Source organism: Defluviimonas salinarum (assembly GCF_026013545.1).
Classification (GTDB): domain Bacteria; phylum Pseudomonadota; class Alphaproteobacteria; order Rhodobacterales; family Rhodobacteraceae; genus Albidovulum; species Albidovulum salinarum.
Genome location: NZ_JAPDOG010000048.1, coordinates 1 through 20,483, shown reverse-complemented (window position 1 = coordinate 20,483; position 20,483 = coordinate 1). Strand labels below are relative to the sequence as shown.

General features: G+C 68.2%; 23 protein-coding genes and 1 pseudogene. 11 read left to right on the top strand and 13 right to left on the bottom strand.

Annotated elements, in window-relative coordinates:
• The first annotated feature begins 167 nt into the window (after positions 1-167).
• Positions 168-740 carry a hypothetical protein gene (locus OM960_RS23965; RefSeq protein WP_264773740.1) on the top strand — a complete coding sequence of 191 codons (573 nt, stop codon included), beginning with the start codon at positions 168-170 and terminating at the stop codon, positions 738-740.
• A gap of 226 nt (positions 741-966) precedes the next feature.
• Here OM960_RS23965 and pyk read toward each other — a convergent pair whose 3' ends face one another.
• Entirely contained in the window at positions 967-2,412 is a 1,446-nt protein-coding gene (pyk, locus tag OM960_RS23960) for a pyruvate kinase (protein ID WP_263335437.1), read from the bottom strand.
• Positions 2,413-2,547: 135 nt separating this feature from the next.
• Here pyk and OM960_RS23955 point away from each other — a divergent pair, with 135 nt between their 5' ends.
• Positions 2,548-3,291, top strand: a complete 744-nt coding sequence (locus tag OM960_RS23955) for an N-formylglutamate amidohydrolase (protein ID WP_263335439.1) — start codon at positions 2,548-2,550, stop codon at positions 3,289-3,291.
• A gap of 14 nt (positions 3,292-3,305) precedes the next feature.
• Positions 3,306-3,623, top strand: coding sequence for a DUF1244 domain-containing protein (locus OM960_RS23950; RefSeq protein WP_264773739.1), 318 nt, complete (start codon positions 3,306-3,308; stop codon positions 3,621-3,623).
• A 125-nt stretch (positions 3,624-3,748) separates the two neighbouring features.
• Here the strand turns inward: OM960_RS23950 and OM960_RS23945 are convergent, their stop codons facing one another.
• Complete coding sequence (locus tag OM960_RS23945) at positions 3,749-4,633, bottom strand: LysR substrate-binding domain-containing protein (RefSeq protein WP_263335441.1); 885 nt, start codon at positions 4,631-4,633, stop codon at positions 3,749-3,751.
• A 95-nt stretch (positions 4,634-4,728) separates the two neighbouring features.
• On the opposite strand from OM960_RS23945, the gene OM960_RS23940 reads away from it, so the two are divergent.
• The 3 genes from OM960_RS23940 to trhA all read left to right on the top strand — a co-directional run bounded on the left by OM960_RS23940 (position 4,729) and on the right by trhA (position 7,517).
• The gene (locus OM960_RS23940; RefSeq protein WP_264773738.1) at positions 4,729-5,523 is read left to right on the top strand and encodes a HalD/BesD family halogenase; all 795 of its coding nucleotides are present in this window, start codon (positions 4,729-4,731) and stop codon (positions 5,521-5,523) included.
• Positions 5,520-6,770, top strand: coding sequence for a M24 family metallopeptidase (locus OM960_RS23935; protein WP_264773737.1), 1,251 nt, complete (start codon positions 5,520-5,522; stop codon positions 6,768-6,770). Before OM960_RS23940 ends, OM960_RS23935 begins: the two co-directional genes overlap by 4 nt.
• Positions 6,771-6,860: 90 nt before the next feature.
• Positions 6,861-7,517, top strand: a complete 657-nt coding sequence (trhA, locus tag OM960_RS23930; protein ID WP_432759536.1) for a PAQR family membrane homeostasis protein TrhA — start codon at positions 6,861-6,863, stop codon at positions 7,515-7,517.
• Positions 7,518-7,534: 17 nt separating this feature from the next.
• On the opposite strand, the gene OM960_RS23925 is transcribed toward trhA, so the two are convergent.
• The 5 genes from OM960_RS23925 to OM960_RS23905 form a co-directional block, all read right to left on the bottom strand.
• Positions 7,535-8,422 carry a proline iminopeptidase-family hydrolase gene (locus tag OM960_RS23925; RefSeq protein ID WP_264773735.1) on the bottom strand — a complete coding sequence of 296 codons (888 nt, stop codon included), beginning with the start codon at positions 8,420-8,422 and terminating at the stop codon, positions 7,535-7,537.
• Between the two features lie 78 nt (positions 8,423-8,500).
• The gene (locus tag OM960_RS23920; RefSeq protein WP_264773734.1) at positions 8,501-9,367 is read right to left on the bottom strand and encodes a D-amino-acid transaminase; all 867 of its coding nucleotides are present in this window, start codon (positions 9,365-9,367) and stop codon (positions 8,501-8,503) included.
• Positions 9,368-9,533: 166 nt separating this feature from the next.
• On the bottom strand, positions 9,534-9,737 hold the full coding sequence (locus OM960_RS23915; RefSeq protein ID WP_264773733.1) for a DUF378 domain-containing protein: 204 nt from the start codon (positions 9,735-9,737) through the stop codon (positions 9,534-9,536).
• A gap of 56 nt (positions 9,738-9,793) precedes the next feature.
• Entirely contained in the window at positions 9,794-10,294 is a 501-nt protein-coding gene (locus tag OM960_RS23910) for a fasciclin domain-containing protein (RefSeq protein ID WP_263335448.1), read from the bottom strand.
• Between the two features lie 55 nt (positions 10,295-10,349).
• Positions 10,350-10,841, bottom strand: coding sequence for a fasciclin domain-containing protein (locus OM960_RS23905; RefSeq protein WP_263335449.1), 492 nt, complete (start codon positions 10,839-10,841; stop codon positions 10,350-10,352).
• A gap of 174 nt (positions 10,842-11,015) precedes the next feature.
• On the opposite strand from OM960_RS23905, the gene OM960_RS23900 reads away from it, so the two are divergent.
• The gene (locus tag OM960_RS23900) at positions 11,016-11,615 is read left to right on the top strand and encodes a helix-turn-helix domain-containing protein (RefSeq protein WP_264773732.1); all 600 of its coding nucleotides are present in this window, start codon (positions 11,016-11,018) and stop codon (positions 11,613-11,615) included.
• A gap of 7 nt (positions 11,616-11,622) precedes the next feature.
• On the opposite strand, the gene dgcA is transcribed toward OM960_RS23900, so the two are convergent.
• Complete coding sequence (dgcA, locus tag OM960_RS23895; RefSeq protein ID WP_264773731.1) at positions 11,623-12,588, bottom strand: N-acetyl-D-Glu racemase DgcA; 966 nt, start codon at positions 12,586-12,588, stop codon at positions 11,623-11,625.
• Between the two features lie 255 nt (positions 12,589-12,843).
• Here dgcA and OM960_RS23890 point away from each other — a divergent pair, with 255 nt between their 5' ends.
• Positions 12,844-13,800, top strand: coding sequence for an L-malyl-CoA/beta-methylmalyl-CoA lyase (locus tag OM960_RS23890; protein ID WP_263335452.1), 957 nt, complete (start codon positions 12,844-12,846; stop codon positions 13,798-13,800).
• Positions 13,801-13,894: 94 nt separating this feature from the next.
• Here OM960_RS23890 and OM960_RS23885 read toward each other — a convergent pair whose 3' ends face one another.
• Positions 13,895-15,109 (bottom strand): MFS transporter, encoded by a 1,215-nt coding sequence (locus OM960_RS23885; RefSeq protein WP_264773730.1) that lies wholly within the window; start codon positions 15,107-15,109, stop codon positions 13,895-13,897.
• Positions 15,110-15,221: 112 nt separating this feature from the next.
• On the opposite strand from OM960_RS23885, the gene OM960_RS23880 reads away from it, so the two are divergent.
• Positions 15,222-16,181, top strand: coding sequence for an acetyl-CoA carboxylase carboxyltransferase subunit alpha (locus OM960_RS23880; protein ID WP_263335454.1), 960 nt, complete (start codon positions 15,222-15,224; stop codon positions 16,179-16,181).
• A gap of 88 nt (positions 16,182-16,269) precedes the next feature.
• Positions 16,270-16,836: a helix-turn-helix transcriptional regulator gene (locus tag OM960_RS23875; protein ID WP_264773729.1), complete on the top strand. Its 567-nt coding sequence runs from the start codon at positions 16,270-16,272 to the stop codon at positions 16,834-16,836.
• Between the two features lie 18 nt (positions 16,837-16,854).
• Here OM960_RS23875 and OM960_RS23870 read toward each other — a convergent pair whose 3' ends face one another.
• The 3 genes from OM960_RS23870 to OM960_RS23860 are packed head-to-tail and all read right to left on the bottom strand — an operon-like array spanning position 16,855 to position 19,162.
• Positions 16,855-17,592, bottom strand: a complete 738-nt coding sequence (locus OM960_RS23870) for a lysophospholipid acyltransferase family protein (RefSeq protein ID WP_264773728.1) — start codon at positions 17,590-17,592, stop codon at positions 16,855-16,857.
• Complete coding sequence (locus OM960_RS23865; protein ID WP_264773727.1) at positions 17,589-18,491, bottom strand: cell division protein FtsX; 903 nt, start codon at positions 18,489-18,491, stop codon at positions 17,589-17,591. The genes OM960_RS23870 and OM960_RS23865 overlap by 4 nt, the downstream gene beginning before the upstream one ends.
• Entirely contained in the window at positions 18,491-19,162 is a 672-nt protein-coding gene (locus OM960_RS23860) for a cell division ATP-binding protein FtsE (RefSeq protein WP_263335749.1), read from the bottom strand. The genes OM960_RS23865 and OM960_RS23860 overlap by 1 nt, the downstream gene beginning before the upstream one ends.
• Positions 19,163-19,330: 168 nt before the next feature.
• Here OM960_RS23860 and OM960_RS23855 point away from each other — a divergent pair, with 168 nt between their 5' ends.
• Positions 19,331-20,359 carry a zinc-ribbon domain-containing protein gene (locus tag OM960_RS23855; RefSeq protein WP_264773726.1) on the top strand — a complete coding sequence of 343 codons (1,029 nt, stop codon included), beginning with the start codon at positions 19,331-19,333 and terminating at the stop codon, positions 20,357-20,359.
• 14 nt (positions 20,360-20,373) lie between these two features.
• Here the strand turns inward: OM960_RS23855 and OM960_RS23850 are convergent.
• A pseudogene (locus OM960_RS23850) lies at positions 20,374-20,483 on the bottom strand (IS5/IS1182 family transposase); the annotation flags it as partial.

The window sequence follows — 20,483 nt, the reverse complement described above, 5'->3', positions numbered from 1 at the left end:
CCATCTGCTCGTCCGTCAGCCAGAAAAGATTGCTCATCATCAACCCCGTCAGTCTGGAGCCTTGAATCACCCGGCGGCGGCAGCTTCAAGCAGATCAATGGGTCCTGACCCTAGGCAGGCTCCAGAAAGATCATGCGGGCGCACCATTCAAATTGCCCCCCGCGCTGGTGCTCGAACGGCTCTGTGAAGACGATGTGCGTTGGGTCGAACAGAAAGTCGGTGCTTCGCTCCTCGGTGCCTATGACCTTGAGGATGTTTCCGGTCGCGGGGAAAGCTTGGAAAGCTTCCTCCGCCCTCGGGCCGAAGCCATCCCCGATAACGCTCCGACGCGACAAACCGAGTTCGGTGACGAGCGCCTTCCGTCCAACGAGGCCGTGATCCAAAAGCTGAATGATGCCTATGTGAACGTCATTCGGGAGCTTTGGGCCGAGGATGAAATAAAACTGGCGACGGCCATTGCCGAGCGGGACCAACGACGGGCCGAGCTCGATCTGGCACGGACCGAACTCGACCATGCACGGGCCGAGCTCGAACAGGTACGGGCCGAGTTCGAACAAGCCTGGGCCGAACACAATCAGGCACGGGCGGAACGCGATCAGGCGCTGACCGCGCGAAATCAGGCGCGGGGCGAGCGCGATCGGGCACGGGCCGAGCGCGATCATGCACATCGCTATCCCTGGAAATACCTCGGCGTTGCCTGGTCGCAGGCCAAGCAGCGGCGAAGCGGTCGCGGCAGTTAGCGACGCCAGACCTCCGCGCCAGCTGGCTACCCTCTCCGTCTCCGGCGGGCGCCACCCCTTCGCGACGCCCCCGGCGGGAGTCGCCACAAGAACGCGTAAGAGATTGGTATCATTCGTATTCAGAATCCGCCAGGTCGGGAAGTGATCCCACCCTGTTAGGTCCTTGGCTCAAGCCAAGGCGGCAAGCGCCCGCCTCTGCCGCACGACTCGGGGCCGCGTCTCAGCGCTATTCCGGATCGGTGCGAAAAATCAGCCGCTCGTCGCAGGGCGCGACGCGCAGGATGTTCGTCGTGCCCTTGACGTTGAAGGGCACGCCCGCGGTCACCACGATCTGGTCCTTCTCGGTCGCGAACCCGTAGTCGCGCGCCGCCCGCGCGGCGCTGACGACGGCCATCTTGAACCGCTCGATCGCGTCGGTCAGCACGCAGTGCACGCCCCAGGTCAGGCAGAGCCGCCGCAGCGTCGCGGTCACCGGCGAGAGCGCGATGATCGGGACGTTCGGCCGCTCGCGGGCGACGAGGCTCGCGGTCCGGCCCGACTGGCTGAAACAGCAGATCGCGTGGATGTCGGTCGCCTCGGCGATCTCGCGCGCCGCCGCGACGATGCCGTCGGCGATGCTCGTCCGCTCGACCCGGCGCGAGGCCTCGATCACCTGGCGGTAGGTCGGATCGCTCTCGACCGATTTGGCGACATTGTCCATCGTCCGCACGGCCTCGACCGGATACTGGCCCGCGGCGCTCTCGGCCGAGAGCATCACCGCATCCGCGCCCTCGTAGATCGCGGTGGCGACGTCGGAGACCTCGGCGCGCGTCGGCATCGGGCTCTCGATCATCGATTCGAGCATCTGGGTCGCGACGATCACCGGCTTCGCCGCCGCCCGCGCGCCGCGCACCAGCCGCTTCTGGATCGGCGGCACCGAATGGACCGGCAATTCGACCCCGAGATCGCCGCGCGCCACCATGATCCCGTCCGAGGCGGCGAGGATCGCCGGGTAGGCGTTGACCGCCGCCGGCTTCTCGATCTTCGACAGTATCGCCGCGCGCCCCTTCGCGAGGCCGCGCGCCTCCTCGACATCCTCGGGCCGCTGCACGAAGGAGAGCGCGAGCCAGTCGACCCCGAGCTCGCAGGCAAACTCCAGGTCGGCCCGGTCCTTGTCGGACAGCGCGGCGAGCGGCAGCACCACGTCGGGCACGTTCACGCCCTTGCGGTTGGAGATCGTGCCCCCGGTCGTCACCTTGCAATCGGCGAAATCGGCGCCGCAGTCCTCGACCTTGAGCCGGATCTTGCCGTCGTTGACGAGAAGCGTGGCGCCCGGTTCGAGCGCAGCGAAGATCTCCCTGTGCGGCAGGCAGACGCGGCTCGCGTCGCCCTCGGCGGGGTCGAGGTCGAAGCGGAAGGCCGCGCCTTCCTCGAGCTCCTCGGAGCCCCGCGCGAAGGTGCCGACGCGCAGCTTCGGCCCCTGCAGGTCGGCGAGGATCGCGATCGGGCGGCCGGTCTCGGCCTCGATCCGGCGGATGATCGCGTGGCGGGCGGCCTGCTCCTCGTGGCTGCCGTGGCTCATGTTGAGCCGGAACACGTCGGCGCCGGCCTCGAAGAGCGCCTTGATCGTCTCGTAGTCGCTCGACGAGGGGCCGAGCGTGGCCACGATCTTCACGTTGCGGAGGCGTCTCATCGGGGCCATGTCGTTTCTTCCGTTTGCGCTATCATCTTGGTCGGCCCCTCTATGGCCGAAAACACCGCGCCGGGCAACTGGCGCTTTGCCGCGCGCTGATCTAAAGGAAGGCATTCCGGAAGACGTACAGGCCTCATGACAGACCACCCGTTCGAGATCGTCGGCGAAGACCGTCCGTCCCGCTGGCTCGTGACCTGCGACCATGCGACGAACCGCGTGCCGCCCTGCATCGGCGGCGGCGACCTCGGTATCGCGGCGGAGGACATGGAGCGCCACATCGCCTACGACATCGGCGCGGCAGGCGTGACCCGGCGGCTGGCCGAGCGGCTGGGTGCGCCGGCGATTCTGTCGGATTTCTCGCGGCTCGTGATCGACCCGAACCGCGGCGAGGATGACCCGACGCTGGTGATGAAGCTCTATGACGGCACGGTGATCCCGGCGAACCGCGCGGTCGACGCGGCCGAGACCGAGCGGCGCCTGAACGCCTTCCACCGGCCCTATCACGCCGCGCTCGAAACCCTCGCCGCGCGGCGCGCCGACGCCGTGATCTGCGCGGTGCACAGCTTCACGCCGCGGCTCTTCGGGCGCGGCGACCGGCCCTGGCAGGTGGGCATCCTCTATTCGCATCTCGACCCCAAGCTTTCGCTTGCCGTGCTCGAGCGGCTCCGGGCCGAGCCCGACCTCAACGTGGGCGAGAACGAGCCCTACGGCGGCCATCTCGACGGCGATTCTATCGACCGCCACGCGCTGAAGACGGGCCGGGCGAACGTGCTGATCGAGATCCGCCACGATCTGATCCGCCACCAGGACGGCCAGATCGCCTGGGCCGACCGGCTGGCGCCGATCCTTGAAGCGGCGCTCGCCGACACCGATCTCTGAGCAGGGAGGACGACATGGACGACAAGACCCGGATCGAGATCGAGGCCGCCGCCTTCCGGACGCTGCGCCAACACCTGATGGAAAAGCGCGCGGATGTGCAGAACATCGACCTGATGAACCTCGCGGGCTTCTGCCGCAACTGCCTCGCCCGCTGGTACCAGGAGGCCGCCAGCGAGCGCGGCGTCGCGATGACCAAGGACGAGGCGCGCGAGATCTATTACGGCATGCCTTATGACGACTGGAAGGCATCGCACCAGACCGAGGCGGATGCCGCCAAGCAGGCCGCCTTCGAGGTGGCGTTCCGCGAGAATGTCGGCCCGAAGGAGGGCTGATCCGGCGTGATCCGGCGGTGCGCCCGTTCCGGGCGCAAGCGGTCTGTCGCGCCCTTCGCGGGGCGAAGGGCGCTCCGCCTGCCTCCGGCGGGGGTATTTCGGCAATGAAGAACGCCGATGCGGGTTCAGTCTCCGACGGCCCCGTGGAGATGCGCGACGAGGGCTTTCAGGCGCGGCCGGCGCGCATGGGCGCGCGGAAAGACCAGCACGTAGTCCCAGGACATCGGCAGCGCGGTGGCGTCGATCCTGACGAGCGCCCCCGCGCGGATCTCGACGCCCGCAAGACGTTCCGGAACCAGCGCGACGCCGAGGCCGGCGCGGGCGGCGGCGAGCGCGAGCCCGGTCGTGCCGACCCGGAGCCCGGCCTTCGGGTCGGGGCGGCGGGTGTCGCCCTTCGCCGCGAACCACGCCGCCCAGGCCGGCTGCGTCGCGTAGGAAGCGCCCCAGTCGGTATGGATGAAGGCGCTGTCGGGGAGCGCCGCCAGTCCCTCCTCGGGCAGCGCGAACCCCGGTGCCGCGACGGCGGCGATCCGGTCGCGGAACAGGGGCTCGGTTTGGTGGTCGGGATAGGCGTGGCCGCCGTAGGTCAGCCGCAGGTCGGCGCCCTCGCGGCCGAAGGCCACCGGATCCTCCTCGACCCGGATCTCGATCCCGGCCCGCCCCTCGAACCCGGCGAGCGCCGGGACGAGCCACAATTCGGCGACCGAGGGGATGACCGAGAGCACCAGCCGCGCCCGCATCCGCCCCTCGCCGAGCTCCGCCGCCACCGCGGCGAGATCGGTCAGCGCGAACTCGACCCGGGGATAGATCGCGCGGCCGGCATCGGTGAGCGTGATCCGGTTGCCCTGCCTCAGGAAGAGCTGCTTGCCGAGATGCTCCTCGAGCGCACGGACCTGCTGGCTGACGGCGGCCGAGGTGACGCCGAGTTCCACCCCGGCGGCGACGAAGCTGCCGGCGCGGGCGGCGGTCTCGAAGGCGCGGAGGGCGTTGAGGGGCGGTAGGGTGGACATCGCGATTCCGAAAGTTTTTCTTATGCTCCGCGAAAATTTCTCCCGTTGCAAGAACGGCGCTCCGACCCCAGCCTCTGCGCGACAGGGAGGACGCCATGGACACCATGCAGGACATCATCGATCTCGACCGTTATCCGCTCGACCGGCCCGAGAGCCCGGAGTGGCAGGCGCTCGTCGCCCGAGCCCGCGCCGATCTCGCCCGCGACGGCATGTTCAACTTCGAGGGCTTCCTGAAGCCCGAGGCGATCGGAGCCGCCGTTTCCGCGCTTGTCCCGCGCTTCGACGGCGAAAGCTTCACCCATGCCCGCAAGCACAACATCTACTTCCGCAAGGAGATCCCCGGCCTCGCCCCCGGCCACCCGGCGCTCAGGGAGTTCGAGACGGTCAACCGCACGCTCTGCGGCGACCAGATCGGTGGCGTGGTCGCAGCGCTCTACGACTGGCCCGGTTTCGCCCGGTTCCTCGCCGCAGCAATGGAGAAGCCCGTGCTTCACACGATGGACGACCCGCTCGCCCGCGTGAACGCGATGGCCTATGGCACGGGCGAGGCGCTCAACTGGCATTTCGACCGCTCCGAGTTCACGACGACGCTCCTCCTGCAGGCGCCGGAGGCGGGCGGCGAATTCGAATACCGCTCCGACCTTCGGAGCGACGACGACCCGAACTACGAGGGCGTCGCGCGGCTTCTCGCGGACGGCGATCCGGACCTGAAGCGGCTCACCCTCGCCCCCGGCACGCTCAACGTCTTCAAGGGCAAGAACACCGCCCACCGGGTGACCCCGGTCAAGGGGACCCGCGCCCGCATCATCACGGTCTTTTCCTTCTACGAGCGCCCCGGCGTGCGCTTCACCGAGGAGGAGCAGCGGGGCTTTTACGGCCGCGCGGCATGAGCGGCCCGTTCAAGGACGCCCGCAAGACGACCTACCTCAACTCCGAGGGCTCTAACCGGCCGCTCGTCTCGCCGATTCCGGGGGCGGTGCTCGACACCGCCCGCGCCTACCGCCTCGGGCGGCTGCGCGACCAGATCGCGCGCCACGACGTCGCGGGGCTGCTGCTCTACGATCCGGTCAATATCCGCTACGCCTTCGACGTCTCGAACATGCAGGTCTGGACCGCGCACAATCCGATGCGCTACGCGCTGATCCTCGCGGGCGGCCCGGCGATCCTCTTCGAGTTCAAGGGCTGCGAGCATCTCGCCCAAGGCCTGCCCGGCATCGACGAGGTGCGGACCGCGATCACCTACATGTTCATGAGCCGCGGCGACCAGACCCGGGGCTTCGTCGAGGACTGGGCCGACGAGATCGCCGATCTCGTCCGCAGCCACGGCGGCGGCAACATGCGGCTCGCGGCCGACAAGCTCGACATCAACGCGCCGCCCGCGCTCGCCGAACGCGGGATCAGCCTCGTCGACGGCGCCGAACTCGCCGAGACCGCCCGCGCGATCAAGTCGCCCGAGGAAATCCAGCTGATGCGCTGGACCATCCGGGTCTGCGAGGCCGGCATGGCGCGGATCTACGAGCATTCCCTGCCCGGCGTCACCGAACAGGAGCTCTGGGCGCATCTGCATTTCGAGAATGCCCGTTCCGGCGGCGACTGGCTGGAGACGAAGCTCCTGACCGCGGGACCGAACACCAATCCCTGGTACCGGGAATGCTCGCACCGCCCCGTCCGTGCTGGCGAGATGATCTCCTTCGACACCGACATGATCGGCCCCTACGGCTACTGCGCCGATCTCTCGCGGTCCTGGGTCTGCGGCTATGAGCCGATGAACCAAACGCAGCGACGGCTCTACCGGACGGCGCTCGACCAGATCGAGCACAACCTCGCCCTCCTGGTCCCCGGCCGCGACTTCGCCGAGTTCAACGAGAAGAGCTGGCGCATCCCGGAAAAGCATATCGACTACCGCTACTCGCTGGCCGTGCACGGTGTCGGCATGGCCGACGAATGGCCCGTGGTGCCCCTGCACGTCGATTGGACCAACCGGGCGATGGCGGGGCGGTTCGAGCCCGGTATGGTGCTCTGCGTCGAAAGCCTGATCGCGGAAAAGGGAACAGAATCGATCAAGCTCGAAACCCAGGTTCTGATCACCGAAACCGGCGCGGAACGGCTCGACAGCTTCCCGTGGGAGGACGTGTGACGTAACGGAATCCGGCCGTTTCCCGTCGAAACACGCGGAGTTTACCGCTGTTTCGTAGGCGGTTAACCCGCAAGCTGGTAGCCTTGTACCATCATGGCCCTGCTGGAGACCCGTTCCGACTATTCCCGCTCCGAGCGTCTTTCGGATGCGGTGATCCATGTCTCGGGGCTGACGATCGTGCTCGTCGCGGTGCCGGTGCTGATCACCGTCACCGCCTTCCTGCGCGGCGACTTCACCGCGCTCCTCGGCATTACGGTCTACGGGCTCGCGCTGATCACGATGCTGCTCTGCTCGGCGCTCTACAACCTCCTGCCCGGCAGCGGCTGGGAGGGGGTACTGAAGCGGCTCGACCATTCGGCGATCTACGTCAAGATCGCGGGCACCTACACGCCCTTCACGCTCCTGTCGGGCCAGGGCCTGTGGCTCCTCGCCGGCATCTGGGTCGCGGCGCTGGCCGGCATCGGGCTCAAGGTCACGGCACCCGACCGGTTCCGGCTGCTGGCGCTCGCGCTCTATCTCGGCATGGGCTGGGCCGGGCTCGTGGCCGGCGGCGCGCTCCTCGCCGCGCTGTCATGGCCGGTGCTGACCCTGATCCTCACCGGCGGCATCCTCTACACCGCCGGGGTGATCTTCTACCTCTGGGAGCGGCTGCCCTATCACTACACGATCTGGCATGTCTTCGTGCTGGCTGCGAGCGGAGTCTTCTACGCTGCCGTCACGGTGCATCTCGTCCAGTCCTCCGCCTGACCGTCCGGCCCTGCCCGTCAGCTGCCATGACGCGCCAGGAAATCCCCCAGCACCGCCAGCGTCGCTTCGGGATTCTCGTTGAGGCTGAAATGCGCCGCTCCGGGGATTTCCGCCATCTCCGCCTGCGGCGCCCGGCCGGCGAATTCGCGCATCGTCGCGGGCCGGGCCTCGTCGTGCTCGCCGCAGAAAAAGAGCACCGGCATCCCCAACTCGCCGATCCGTTCGATCCCCTCGTAACCGCGAACCACGCCCGAGAGGCTGAACTCGCTCGGCCCGTTGACGGCGTTGTACAACTCCGTCGCAAAGCCTGAGGCGGCGCGGGCCAGTTCGGGCGGCCGGGGATCGACGACCCGGACATGGCGCTTTGCGAACATCGCATTGGCGTGCTCGAAGGCGGGGTCGTCATAGGCGCCGCGCGCCTCGCAGGCCGCGATCAGCCGCTGGACGTAGTCCGGCAGGCCGGCGATCAGATCCCTCGTGTCCGCCGTCCAGCGCGCGCAACTGAGGAACGGGCTCCACAGCATGAGCGCCGCGCAGCGGTCCGGGTGGGCAAGGGCATATTCGTAGCCCACGAGCCCGCCCCAGGAATGCCCGACCGGAATGACGCGGTCGAGCGCCAGTGCGGCGCGCAGGCATTCCAGCTCCTCGACGGGCCGGCCGAGCGTCCAGTTCGACGGGTCCTTGGGCCGGTCGGCATTACCGGTGTCCAGCTGGTCGTACAGCACGACAGGCCGGTCTTCCGCGAAGCGCAGCAACGGCAGGAAATAATGGTGCGAGAGCCCGGGCCCGCCGGTGATCGCGACCAGCGGCGCACCGGGTCTGTCGCGTCCGTTGATCCTGTACCAGACACGCCCCCCCGGCACGTCACAATAGCCGGCGACTTCCGGATCGGCGTAATCGATCATCTCACGCGCACCCTGCTATGCCTGACCAGGATGCTGCGCCGGAATCGCCCCTCTGACAAGCCGGCTTGGGGCGCCCGCTCAGATCGCCGCCTTGCGGCTTTCCTCCAGATAGATCTCCCTGAGCCGCCGCGTCACCGGCCCCGGCGCACCGGACCCGAGCGCCACGCCGTCGATCTCGACGACCGGCATCACGAAGGCCGAGGCCGAGGTCACGAAGGCCTCGTCCGCCGCCTGCGCCTCGGCAACGGTGAAGGCCCGCTCCTCGACCACCATCTGCGCCTCGCGCGCAAACCGCAGGATCGCGGCGCGGGTGATGCCGTGCAGGATGTCCTCGCTGAGCTGCCGGGTGACGATCCTGCCGCCCTTCACGATATAGGCGTTGTTCGAGGTGCCCTCGGTCACCACGCCCTCGTCCTCGACGAACCAGGCATCGTCGCATCCCGCCTTCTTCGCCATCATCTTGCCGATCGAGGGGTAAAGGAGCTGCACCGTCTTGATGTCACGACGGCCCCAGCGGATGTCGGGGATCGAGATCACCTTCATGCCGGTCTTCGCCGCCGGGTTGTCGGCCAGACCGGGCTTCGACTGGGTGAAAAGCACGATCCCCGCCTTCACCTTGTCCGGGTCCGGGAAGGCGAAATCGCGGTCGCCGGGATTGCCGCGGGTGACCTGCAGATAGACGAGCCCGTCCTCGATCCCGTTCCGCGCCACCAGCTCGCGGTGGACCGCCAGCAGTTCCTCGTCCGTCACCGGCTGGCGCATGTCGAGCAGCGCCAGCGAGCGGTGCAGCCGCTCGGCATGGCCGGCGAAATCGATGAGCTTGCCGCCAAGCACGCTCGTCACCTCGTAGACCGCGTCGGCCATCAGGAAACCGCGGTCGAAGACCGAGATCTTCGCCTCCTCCTCGGGCAGGTACTCCCCGTTCACATAGACGGTCCGGCTCATCACGGCGCTCCTTCAGGCTGACGCCCTGTCATCGGGCCTCGGCGCCGCGACGTCAAGCGGTTCGCCCGCCACAAAGGCGTCCGGCGCGGTCCATGAACGGACCGCGCCGGACGTTCTGCCGTCGCGCCCAGGGGAGCAGGCACGCACGGCCGTGGCGCCGAGGGACTTAGACGCGCACGGCGGCGCCCTTCCAGGCCGAAATTACCTGATAGGCACCGGACAGACCCACGAGAATGTAGACGAGGCGCGACAGAAGGCTGCCGTCCCCCAGGATCGCGGCGACCAGATCGACATTCACGATGCCGACCAGGCCCCAGTTCAAGGCGCCGATGATGACGAGCGCGAGGGTGGTGAGATTGAGCAAGTTCATGTCTGGTCCTTTCGTGGCTTCGCGCGCCCGGCCCTCCGGACCGGGCGCGGATCGGGTCACTTGGAAGGCGGAAGCAACACGGCGTCGATGACATGAACGACGCCGTTGGAGGCCATCACATCGGCCCCGGTCACATTGGCGTCGTTGACGCGGACGCCGTCGCGCCCGTCGATCCTGAGCGCCCCGCCCTGAACCGTTGCGACGTCGAGGCGCTGCCCCGCGAGCCGGTCCGAGGTCACCGTGCCGGGCACGACGTGATAGGTCAGGACCGACACCAGCTGGTCCTTGTTCTCCGGCTTCAGCAGGTCGTCCACCGTTCCGACCGGCAGTGCCGCGAAGGCCGCGTTCGTCGGCGCGAAGACGGTGAAGGGCCCGTCGCCCCGCAATGTCTCTTCCAGCCCCGCCGCCTTGATGGCGGCGACCAGCGTCGAGAAATCCTCGTTGGTGGCCGCGACCGTGACCACGTCCGGCCCGGATCGCTGCGTCGTCGTGCAGGCGGAAATCGTCGCGATGGCGGTTGCGGCGACAAGGGCGCGCAGGGCATTTCGTCTGTTCATCGTGTCCTCCCTTTCCGGCAGGTGGGGAGGGGGCCGCGGCCCCCTCCGATTGGGGTTACATCGACGGGAGGATGACCTTGTCGATGACGTGGATGACCCCGTTCGAGGCCTCAACATCGGCGGCCGTGACATGGGCGTCGTTCACCATGACCCCGCCTTCGGTCATGATCGTCACCTCGGCGCCGTTGACGGTGGAGGCTTGCATGCCGTTCGTCAGGTCGCCCGACATCACCTTGCCCGGCACGACGTGGTAGGTCAGGACGGCGGTCAGCTTGTCCTTGTTCTCCGGCTTAAGGAGGTCCTCGACGGTGCCCTCGGGCAGCGCCGCGAAGGCCGCGTCGGTCGGCGCGAAGACCGTGAACGGCCCCTCGCCCTTCAGCGTGTCGACCAGGTCGGCCGCCGTCAGCGCCGCCGCGAGCGTGCCGAATTCACCGGCCGCAACCGCGGTGTCGACGATGTCGGCCGTGCCGGAAAGCGCCGGCACGCTGGTCATGGCCAGCGCGGCAGCCAGTGAGATCGCGGGCAGAAAAGGCTTACGGAATTTCATGGTTCATCCTTTCGTATCGAGCCGCCTGGGGACTTGATTGGAACGGCGACGGGTATTTTAATGACACGACAAAGTTTGTCGCGTCACGCACATTTGCGTGATATGCACAATTATTTAACGACACGAAAACACTGGCAGGTGTATTTTCGTGAGACGCAAAGAGGGAGCAGGGAAATGCTGTCCGAAACGCTGAACGACCGGTTGGAAGCCTACCGAATCGGCCAGAAGGTCCGGGGCCTGAGGACGGCGAAGGGGCTGGGGCTGGAGCAACTCGGCGACCATTCCGGGCTCTCGGCCGGGATGCTCTCGCGCATCGAGCGCGGACAGCTCTTTCCGACGCTGCCGACGCTGATGCGCATCGCGCTGGTCTTCGGCGTCGGTCTGGAGCATTTCTTCGCCGAAGGTGAAGTCGTGCCGATCGTCGAGATCGTGCGCAAGAAGGAGCGCATCCGGCTTCCGAATACGCCCTCGGGCGAGCCGACCTTCCACTTCGAAAGCCTCGACTTTCCCGTCACCGACCGCCGGATGGAAGCCTATCTGGCCGAGTTCCCGCCCGGCGCCCCCGCTTCCGCGCCCCATTCCCATGCCGGGGTGGAGATCGTCTACGTGATGAGCGGTAGCCTCGGCATCGACATCCACGGCAAGCGGCGCCAGCTGGATGCCGGAGATTCAATCTATTTCGAGTCGGAGTTCGACCACAGCTATGTCTGCCTCGGCGACGAACCCTGTCGCGCACTCACCACCGTCACGGCGGAGCCAGTCGACGGGCGCTGACCCCGCCTCAGCCCCAGAGCGCCGCGACCGGCGGCCGGAGAACGGAGCCCGCGTAGTCCAGCCCCGGCGCGCGGTCCCGCGCGAGCAGGAGCGGCCCGTCGAGATCGACGAACTCCGCCCCTTCCGCCACCACAACCGCCGGCGCCATCGCGAGCGAGGAGCCGACCATGCAGCCGACCATGATCCCGAACCCCGCCGCCCGCGCCGCGTCTCTGAGCGCCAGCGCCTCGGTCAGACCGCCGGTCTTGTCGAGCTTGATGTTCACCACGTCATAGCTCCCTGCGAGGGCGGCGAGCGAGGCACGGTCATGGCAGCTCTCGTCGGCGCAGACCGGTACCGGCCGGGCGATCTCGGCGAGCATCGCGTCATCGCCCGCAGGCAGCGGCTGTTCGACCAGCACCACCCCGAGCCGGACGAGATGCGGCGCGAGCTCCGCATAAAGTTCCGCCGTCCAGCCCTCGTTGGCATCGACGATGATCCGGGCCGCCGGCGCGCCCGCCCGGACCGCCTCGAGCCGCGCCATGTCGCCCTCGCCGCCGAGCTTGATCTTCAGGACCGGCCGCTGCGCGGCCCGCGCCGCCGCCGTCCGCATCCGCTCCGGCGTGTCGAGCGACAGCGTGAAGGCGGTGACCATCGCCCCCGGCGCCGCGCATCCCGCGAGTTCCCAGACCCGCCGGCCCGCGCGTTTCGCCTCCCAGTCCCAAAGCGCGCAATCGACCGCGTTGCGCGCCGCGCCGGGCGGCAGCGCCTGCTGCAGCGCCGCCCGCTCGATGCCCTCGGGCAGGGCGGCGATCTGGTCCGCCACGCTCGCGATGCTCTCGCCGTAGCGGGCATAGGGCACGCATTCGCCGCGCCCGGTCACACCGTCGCGGGCGACGGTCGCGGTCAGTACCCGCGCCTCGGTCTTCGAGCCGCGCGAGATGGTGAAGACCTCCGCCAGCGGGAAGCTGTCCTCGGTCAGGGTGAGCGTCATCGGCGGTCTCCGGAACCTCCCCGGACGGTTCCGGGCCCCCCGGTGTCGCGCCGCCCCGGCCCGCCGTCAAGCCGGTCCGACAGCGGCGCGTGTCGGTACGGCATCTGTAAGCAGGCGGTACGCGGGGCATACGGACATCTCCCCTTTGGCGTCGCCCGAATTTCTGCACCTGCAAAAGGATGCTTGCGCGGCGCAGCGCAATATTCTATCCGAACGTGGAGACTTCACGAAACTTCCTTGCCGAAGGATTTGCCGATGAGCTTCCGCCTCCAACCCGCCGCCCCTGCCCGCCCGAACCGCTGCCAGCTCTTCGGCCCCGGCTCGCGTCCGGCGATCTTCGAGAAGATGGCGGGCTCCGCGGCCGACGTCATCAACCTCGACCTCGAGGATTCGGTCGCCCCCGACGACAAGCCCGAAGCGCGGAAGAACATCATCCAGGCGATCGGCGACGTGGACTGGGGCAACAAGTACCTCAGCGTCCGGATCAACGGTCTCGACACGCCCTACTGGTACCGCGACGTCGTTGATCTTCTTGAACAATCCGGCGACCGGCTCGACCAGATCATGATCCCCAAGGTGGGCTGCGCCGCCGATGTCTACGCGGTCGATGCGCTTGTGACGGCGATCGAGGCGGCAAAAGGCCGCAAGAAGCGTATCTCCCTGGAAGTCATCATCGAATCGGCCGCTGGCATCGCCCATGTCGAGGCGATCGCGGCGTCCTCGCCGCGGCTTCAGGCGATGAGCCTCGGCGCGGCCGACTTCGCCGCCTCGATGGGGATGCAGACCACCGGGATCGGCGGCACGCAGGAGAATTACTACATGGTCCGCGAGGGCCAGAAGCACTGGTCCGACCCCTGGCACTGGGCCCAGGCCGCAATCGTCGCGGCCTGCCGCACCCACGGCGTGTTGCCGGTGGACGGCCCCTTCGGCGACTTCTCCGACGACGAGGGCTTCCGCGCCCAGGCGCGGCGCTCGGCTACGCTCGGCATGGTCGGGAAATGGGCGATCCACCCCAAGCAGGTGGCGCTCTGCAACGAGGTCTTCACGCCGTCGGAGGCCCAGGTGACCGAGGCGCGCGAGATCCTCGCCGCGATGGAAAAGGCCAAATCCGAGGGCGCCGGGGCGACCGTCTACAAGGGCCGGCTCGTCGACATCGCCTCGATCAAGCAGGCCGAGGTAATCGTGCGTCAGGCCGAGATGATCGCCGGCTGAGGAATGGGGGGCTTTCCGCCCCCTCTTGGCCTCGCGGCCAATTCACCCCCGAGGATACTTGCGGCAAGATGAAGGGCAGGCCGTTGTCGCTCCTTCAGGCGCGCGCGGAGAGCCGCGGGCGCGCGCGGGAGAAGATCCAAGCGACGATGGCGAGGTTCACGAGGTTCCAGCCGATGCCGTTGACGAAGGCCATCCGGTAGGAACCGGTAAGGTCGTAGATCCAGCCCGACATCCAGCCGCCCAAGGCCATGCCGACGAGGGTCGCCATCATCACGAAGCCGACCCGCGCGCCGGCTTCCTTCGCGGGGAGGTATTCCCGCACGATGACCGCGTAGGAGGGCACGATGCCGCCCTGCGACAGCCCGAAGACGAGACTGACGACGTATAGCGATGTCAGGCCCGCCGAAGGCAGGTAGAGGACCAGTGCCACAGCCTGCAGCACCGAGCCGATCAGAAGCGTGCGTACGCCGCCGAGCATGTCGGCAAGTAGCCCCGAAACGAGCCGCGAGGCGACGCCGCCGAGGAGCATCAGCGACAGCATCTCGGCCCCGATCGCGGCGCCAAAACCGAGATCGACGCAATAGGCGACGATATGGACCTGCGGCATCGACATCGCCACGCAGCAGCCGACGCCCGCAAGCGCCAGAAGCCATTGCAGCGCCCTCGGCGAGAGCCCGGTGGTCGCGGCGCGATCGGCGGCGATGCGGGTCGTGTGGTCTGCCATGTCCTCGGGCAGGCGGCGCCGGAGCAGGAGCGCGAGCGGGATCACCACGGCGAGCGTCAGCAGCGACAGCACAAGGTAGACTGCGCGCCAGCCCTGCGACTCCAGCAGGCCGGCGAGAGCCACCGGCCAGATCGCCCCAGACAGGTAGTTGCTGCTCGCCACGAACGCGACGGCGATGCCGCGGCGCTTGAGGAACCATTGCGAGACATCGGCGATCAGCGGTCCGAAGCTCGCCGCTGAGCCGAAGCCGATGATAAAATGCACCGCCGAGAGCGCAGCGACCGAGCCGCTCGCCGCGGCCAGCGCGTAGCCCGCCGCGATCAGCAGCGCCGACGCGACCAGCGCGGCGCTCATGCCGAAACGGTCGACCGCGCGGCCGATCTGGTAGTTCCCGAGCGCGAATCCCGCCATCGTCAGCGTATAGGGCAGCGCGGCGGCGGCTCGGTCGGTGCCGAACTCCGCCTCGACCGCCGGCATGACGAGGATCACCGCCCACATGCCGACATTGCCCACCACGCCCGCCAGAAGCGCAATGGCGAGGCGGGTCCAGGAGGCGCGGCTGTCGAGGGCGATCGGGACGGACATGACGCGCGCGACGCTAAGGCCGGACCCAGGGCTTGTCCACGCGGGAACGCATGGAGTTGCATAAGCCGGCGCCTGTCGGCATATAGACCGCTGACCCTTGAGAGAGAGCGCCATGAACTACCTCGAATTCGAAAAGCCCCTGGCCGAGATCGAAGGCAAGGCCGAAGAGCTTCGGGCGCTCGCCCGCAAGAACGAGGGAATGGACGTCTCCAAGGAGGCCGCCGCGCTCGACAAGAAGTCGGCAGACATGCTGAAAGATCTCTACAAGAACCTCGATCCCTGGCGCAAATGCCAGGTCGCGCGCCATCCCGACCGGCCACATTGCAAGGACTACATCGACACGCTCTTCACCGAGTTCACGACCCTCGCCGGCGACCGTAATTTCGCTGACGACCACGCGGTGATGGGTGGTCTCGCCCGCTTCGACGACCAGCCGGTGGTGGTGATCGGGCAGGAGAAGGGCTCCGACACCAAGACCCGGATCGAGCGCAACTTCGGCATGGCCCGGCCCGAGGGCTATCGCAAGGCGATCCGCCTGATGGACCTCGCCGACCGTTTCCGGCTGCCGGTGATCACGCTCGTCGACACGCCCGGCGCCTATCCCGGCAAGGGCGCGGAGGAGCGCGGCCAGTCCGAGGCGATCGCGCGTTCGACCCAGAAATGTCTGGAGATCGGCGTGCCGCTGATCTCGGTGGTGATCGGCGAGGGCGGTTCGGGCGGGGCGGTGGCCTTCGCCACGGCGAACCGGGTCGCGATGCTCGAGCATTCGATCTATTCGGTGATCACGCCCGAGGGCTGCGCCTCGATCCTGTGGAAGGACGCCGAGCGGATGCGCGAGGCGGCGAATGCGCTGCGGCTGACCGCCCAGGATCTCCTGAAGCTCGGCGTGATCGACCGGATCATTCCCGAGCCGCTCGGCGGCGCCCAGCGCCAGCGCGACGAGGCGATCCGGAGCGTCGGCACCGCGATCGGCGGGATGCTCAAGGAGCTCAGCGACAAGAAGCCGGCGGAGCTTGTCAAAGACCGGCGCGACAAGTTTCTCAACATGGGCTCGAAGGGGCTTACCGCCTGAGGCGCGGTACGCGCACTCGCCCAAAGGGGCAATAGGTTCGGCCCCGAAACCGTGCTAGAATCCAAGGCTCTGAGCGGAGGAGGAAGCCATGCGCCGTCCGATCCTGTTTGCCTGCTTTGCCGGTGCGCTCTACGCGGCGCTGTTCACCGTGGAGCACATACGGACTCCCGACCCGTTCGATCCGGTGACGCTGGCGGCCGATATCGCCGAGCTGCTCCTGCTGATCGGCGCGGTGGTGTTCACCGCCAACATGCTGGTCGAATCCCGTGACATGCGGCGCGAACGCGCGGCGCTGATGGAGGGGCTGGTGCACGCCCGGCGCGACAGCGAGCACTGGCGCAAGACAGCGCGGGCCCATGTCGAAGGATTGTCGCGCGCCATCTCCACGCAGTTCCGCGCATGGGAGCTGACCTCGGCCGAGGCCGATGTCGCGGGGCTCATGCTCAAGGGATTGTCGCACAAGGAGATCGCGGCTCTGCGCGACAGTACCGTCGCCACCGTCCGCCAGCACGCGGCGAGCGTTTACCGCAAGTCGAACCTCACCAACCGCACCCAGCTCATCGCATTCTTCCTCGAAGACCTGCTGATGCCCGACATCGGTGCCGACGGCACCCCCTCGAACGTGTCGGTTCTTCGCCAATCAAGCCGCGACTAACCTGACGGAAGCCGCCCCTCAACCGTGGGGCGAAGGGAATCCGACCTCGGCCATGATCCGGTTCGAGGCGTCCTCGATCTCGGGCTCGATCCGGCCCATGAACTCCTCGACCGACAGGCCCGCCGGGATCCGCGGCAGGAACTCGACCACCGCGAGGCCGGGTTTGCGCAGGAGGCCGTGGCGCGGCCAGAAGACGCCGACATTGGTGGCCGCGGGCACGCAGTCCTGACCGAGCTGCGAATAAAGGACGCCGACCCCGACCTTGTAGGGCTTGACCGTGCCGGCGGCGACGCGGGTGCCCTGGGGATAGATGATGAGCTGGCCGGGCCAGGCGGTGCCGGCCTGCACCGCGGCGACCATCATCTTGATCGCCTTGCCGCGCTTGCCGCGATCGACCGGGATGCAGCCGAGCTTCTTGGCGTACCAGCCGACGATCGGCGCCCAGAGCAGTTCCTTCTTCATGATGAACTTCGGCCGCGGCAGCACCGAGCACATCAGGATGATGTCGAAGAAGCTCTGGTGCTTGGCGCCGATCAGCACCTCGTCCGAGGGCACCTCGCCGCGGATTTCCGACTTGAGCCCGACCAGCACGGCGGCCGAGACGCGGACCCAGCGGCAATAGGCGTGGACCGCGTCGAAGACCGCCTCGCGGCGCAGCATCACGAACGGGGTCCAGAAGAGCGCGTAGAGCGCCATCGCGAGGTACATCTGGACGATGAAGATCACCGACAGAAGGTATTGCAGCGCCAGCCTCATTGCACCTCCCGAAGCATCCGGAACGCCGCGGCGCGCGTCGCCCAGAAGGCCACGATAGCCGCCACGAGCGGAATTGCCAGCGGCCAGAGCCACTGGGCACCCGAGAAGCCGAGCCCGGTCAGGAACCCGCCCGCTTCGGATGCCGCCGGCAGGAGCGCCACTGCCGCCATGCCCGGCAGCGTGCCGGCGAGGGCCCCGAAGAAGGCGCGCAAGGTGAAGCGGCGCACGAAGGCGCGGCCGATGTAGGCGTCGCGCGCGCCGATCAGCCGCAGCACCCGGATCACCTGCCGGTTCGCGGCGAGCGCGGCCTGTGCGGCGAGTGTCACCATTGCCGCCAGCGCCGCGCCGGTCAGGCCGAGCGCCAGGAAGCCCAGCGCCCGGATCCACCCCGCCGCCTCCACCAGCGGCTTCCGCCAGCGCATGTGGTCATCGAGCGTCGCGCCGGGAGCCTCCGCCTTGAGCCGCAGCGACAGTCCCTCGGCGTCGAAACCACTCGCCGTCTCGGTCACCTCGATGAGCTGCGGGATGGGCAGGCTCTCGACCGGCAGGTCGGGGCCGAACCACGGCGCGAGCAGCGCCCGCGTCTCGGCCGGTTCGATGGCGCGCGCGGACGCGATGCCGGGCGTCGCGGCGAGGATGTCGAGCACCTGTTTCGTTTGCGCCTCCAATTGCGCCTGCGGCGCCGAGATCCGCACCGTGGCGGTTTGCGACAGCGCGCCCGACCAGCGCTCCGCCAGCCGTCCGGTGGCGAGCGTCAGCGCCAGCGCGAAGACCGCGAGCAGCGCCATCGCCGCGGCGGCAAGCACGGTCAGCCAGGCCGCGGAGCCCGAGGGGGGAACCACCTGGGCGGAACGGGAGTCGCCGGTCAGGAGCGCCGCGACGCGGTTGAGACGATCCATCACAGCTCGGCCCCCGCCAGCAGCAACCGCCGGTCCTTGATCCTCAGGACGCGGGCCGAGACCTGCGCCTTGGCGGCGCGTATCAGGTTGAGATCATGGGTCGCGACGACGATCGTCTTTCCCATCCGGTTCAACTCCACCAGCAGCGCCAGGAGACGCAGCGACATCTCCCAGTCGAGATTGCCGGTCGGCTCATCGGCGAGCAGCACGTCGGGCGACATGATCACCGCTCGGGCGAGCGCCGCACGCTGGCGCTCGCCGCCCGAAAGCGCGGGCGGCAAGCTCTTGAGCCGCCCGGTCAGCCCGACCCAGGCGATGAGCTCGCGCAGTTCGGTCGGGTCGGCGTCGCGGCCCGAAACCGTCAGCGGCAGGGCGACATTGTCCGCAATCGGCAGATGGTCGAGGAACTGGCAGTCCTGATGGACGACGCCGACCCTCTGGCGCAGGCGGGCGATGTCGTCGCGCGACATCGCGTCGAGCTCCTGGCCGAAGAGCGCGATCCGCCCGGCGACCGGCGCCAGCTCGCCGTAGCACAGCTTTAGGAAGGTGGACTTGCCCGCGCCCGAGGGGCCGGTGAGAAAGTGGAACGACCCCGGCGCGAGGCTCAGCGTGACCTCCGACAGGAGCGGTCCGCCGCCATATCCATGTGCCACGTTCTCGAATTCGATCACGGCCTGCCCCTGTTCGCTCATGGCAGTTGCGCCATGACCCGCATCTGATTTTCCGTTCCGCACCACTTAGGCTTGGACGATTTGCGGTTGCTTGCTACAACAGGCTCATAACAATGGCCAGAACGGCGTTTGGCGGGAAGTACGGCGGGTGAAACGGGTAGGATCGACATGCGGCTGACGTGCCCCAGTTGCGGCGCTCAATACGAAGTGGACGAGAGCGCCATCCCTGAATCGGGGCGTGACGTCCAATGCTCGAATTGCGGTCATGCGTGGTTTCAGGTCTCGGCCGCGCGGCTGAGAGCCGAAGCGGCGAGTCAGGCCGCGCCCGCGGCGCCGCGCGCCGAAAGCCCGGCCGCGCAGGAGCCCGTCGCCGAACCGGTCGCGGAGACCGAAGAGAGCCCTGCCCTTGCGGCAGATGATGAACCCTACGATGCCGGAGCCGAGGCGGAAACGCCGTCCTCCGACTATCCGACCGACGACGCGGGGCCGGACACGGCACCCGTTGCCGCGGATTCGGATCGCGAGACGGAGCTTGTCAGGGCAGCATTGGCCGGAACGGCGGCTGGCGAAGCCGATCGCGCTCCGATGGACGACACCCCGGAGCCAACGGCCGAGGAAGCCGAGGAATCGCCGGCGATGCGCATGGCCGCCGATCGGCGGCGCATTCTCGACGACGCGGTCCGCAACGTCCTGCGCGAGGAAGCCGAACGAGAGGAAATTGCGCGGCAGGCCGAGGGATCGGCGGCCGAGCCCCAACCCGCCTCCGCTTCCGCCGCCCCGCCGCGAATCGAGGAAACCGCCGAGCGGATGGCGCGTATGCGCGGCGACGACGACGAATCCGACGACGAGGCGCTCGTCTCGCGTGCGTCGCGGCGCGAGCTCCTGCCGGATATCGAGGCGATCAACTCGACGCTCCGCGCCACATCCGAGCGCGGCGACGAACCGGCCTCGATCGACGCGCCCGAGACGCTGCGGCGGCGCCGCTCCGGCTTCCGGCTCGGGTTCTCCACGGCGCTCCTTGCCGCTCTTCTGCTGCTGTCGCTCTATGTCGCTGCGCCACCCCTGGCGAAAAGCGTGCCGGCGCTGGAGCCGGCACTTACGGGCTATGTCACCAGCGTCGATTCCGCGCGGGTCTGGCTCGACACGCGGATCCGGTCATTGACCGAGTCCCTGAAGGGGAAAACGGAAGGCAGCTGACCCCCGGCCCTAGGTCATGTTGACAATTGGCGGAGCCAGAGGCGGATCGAGGTTATGTCGATGAAACCCAGGAAGCTTTCGGCAGTCTTGTCGTAGCGGGTGGCGACACGGCGGGCGTTCTTGA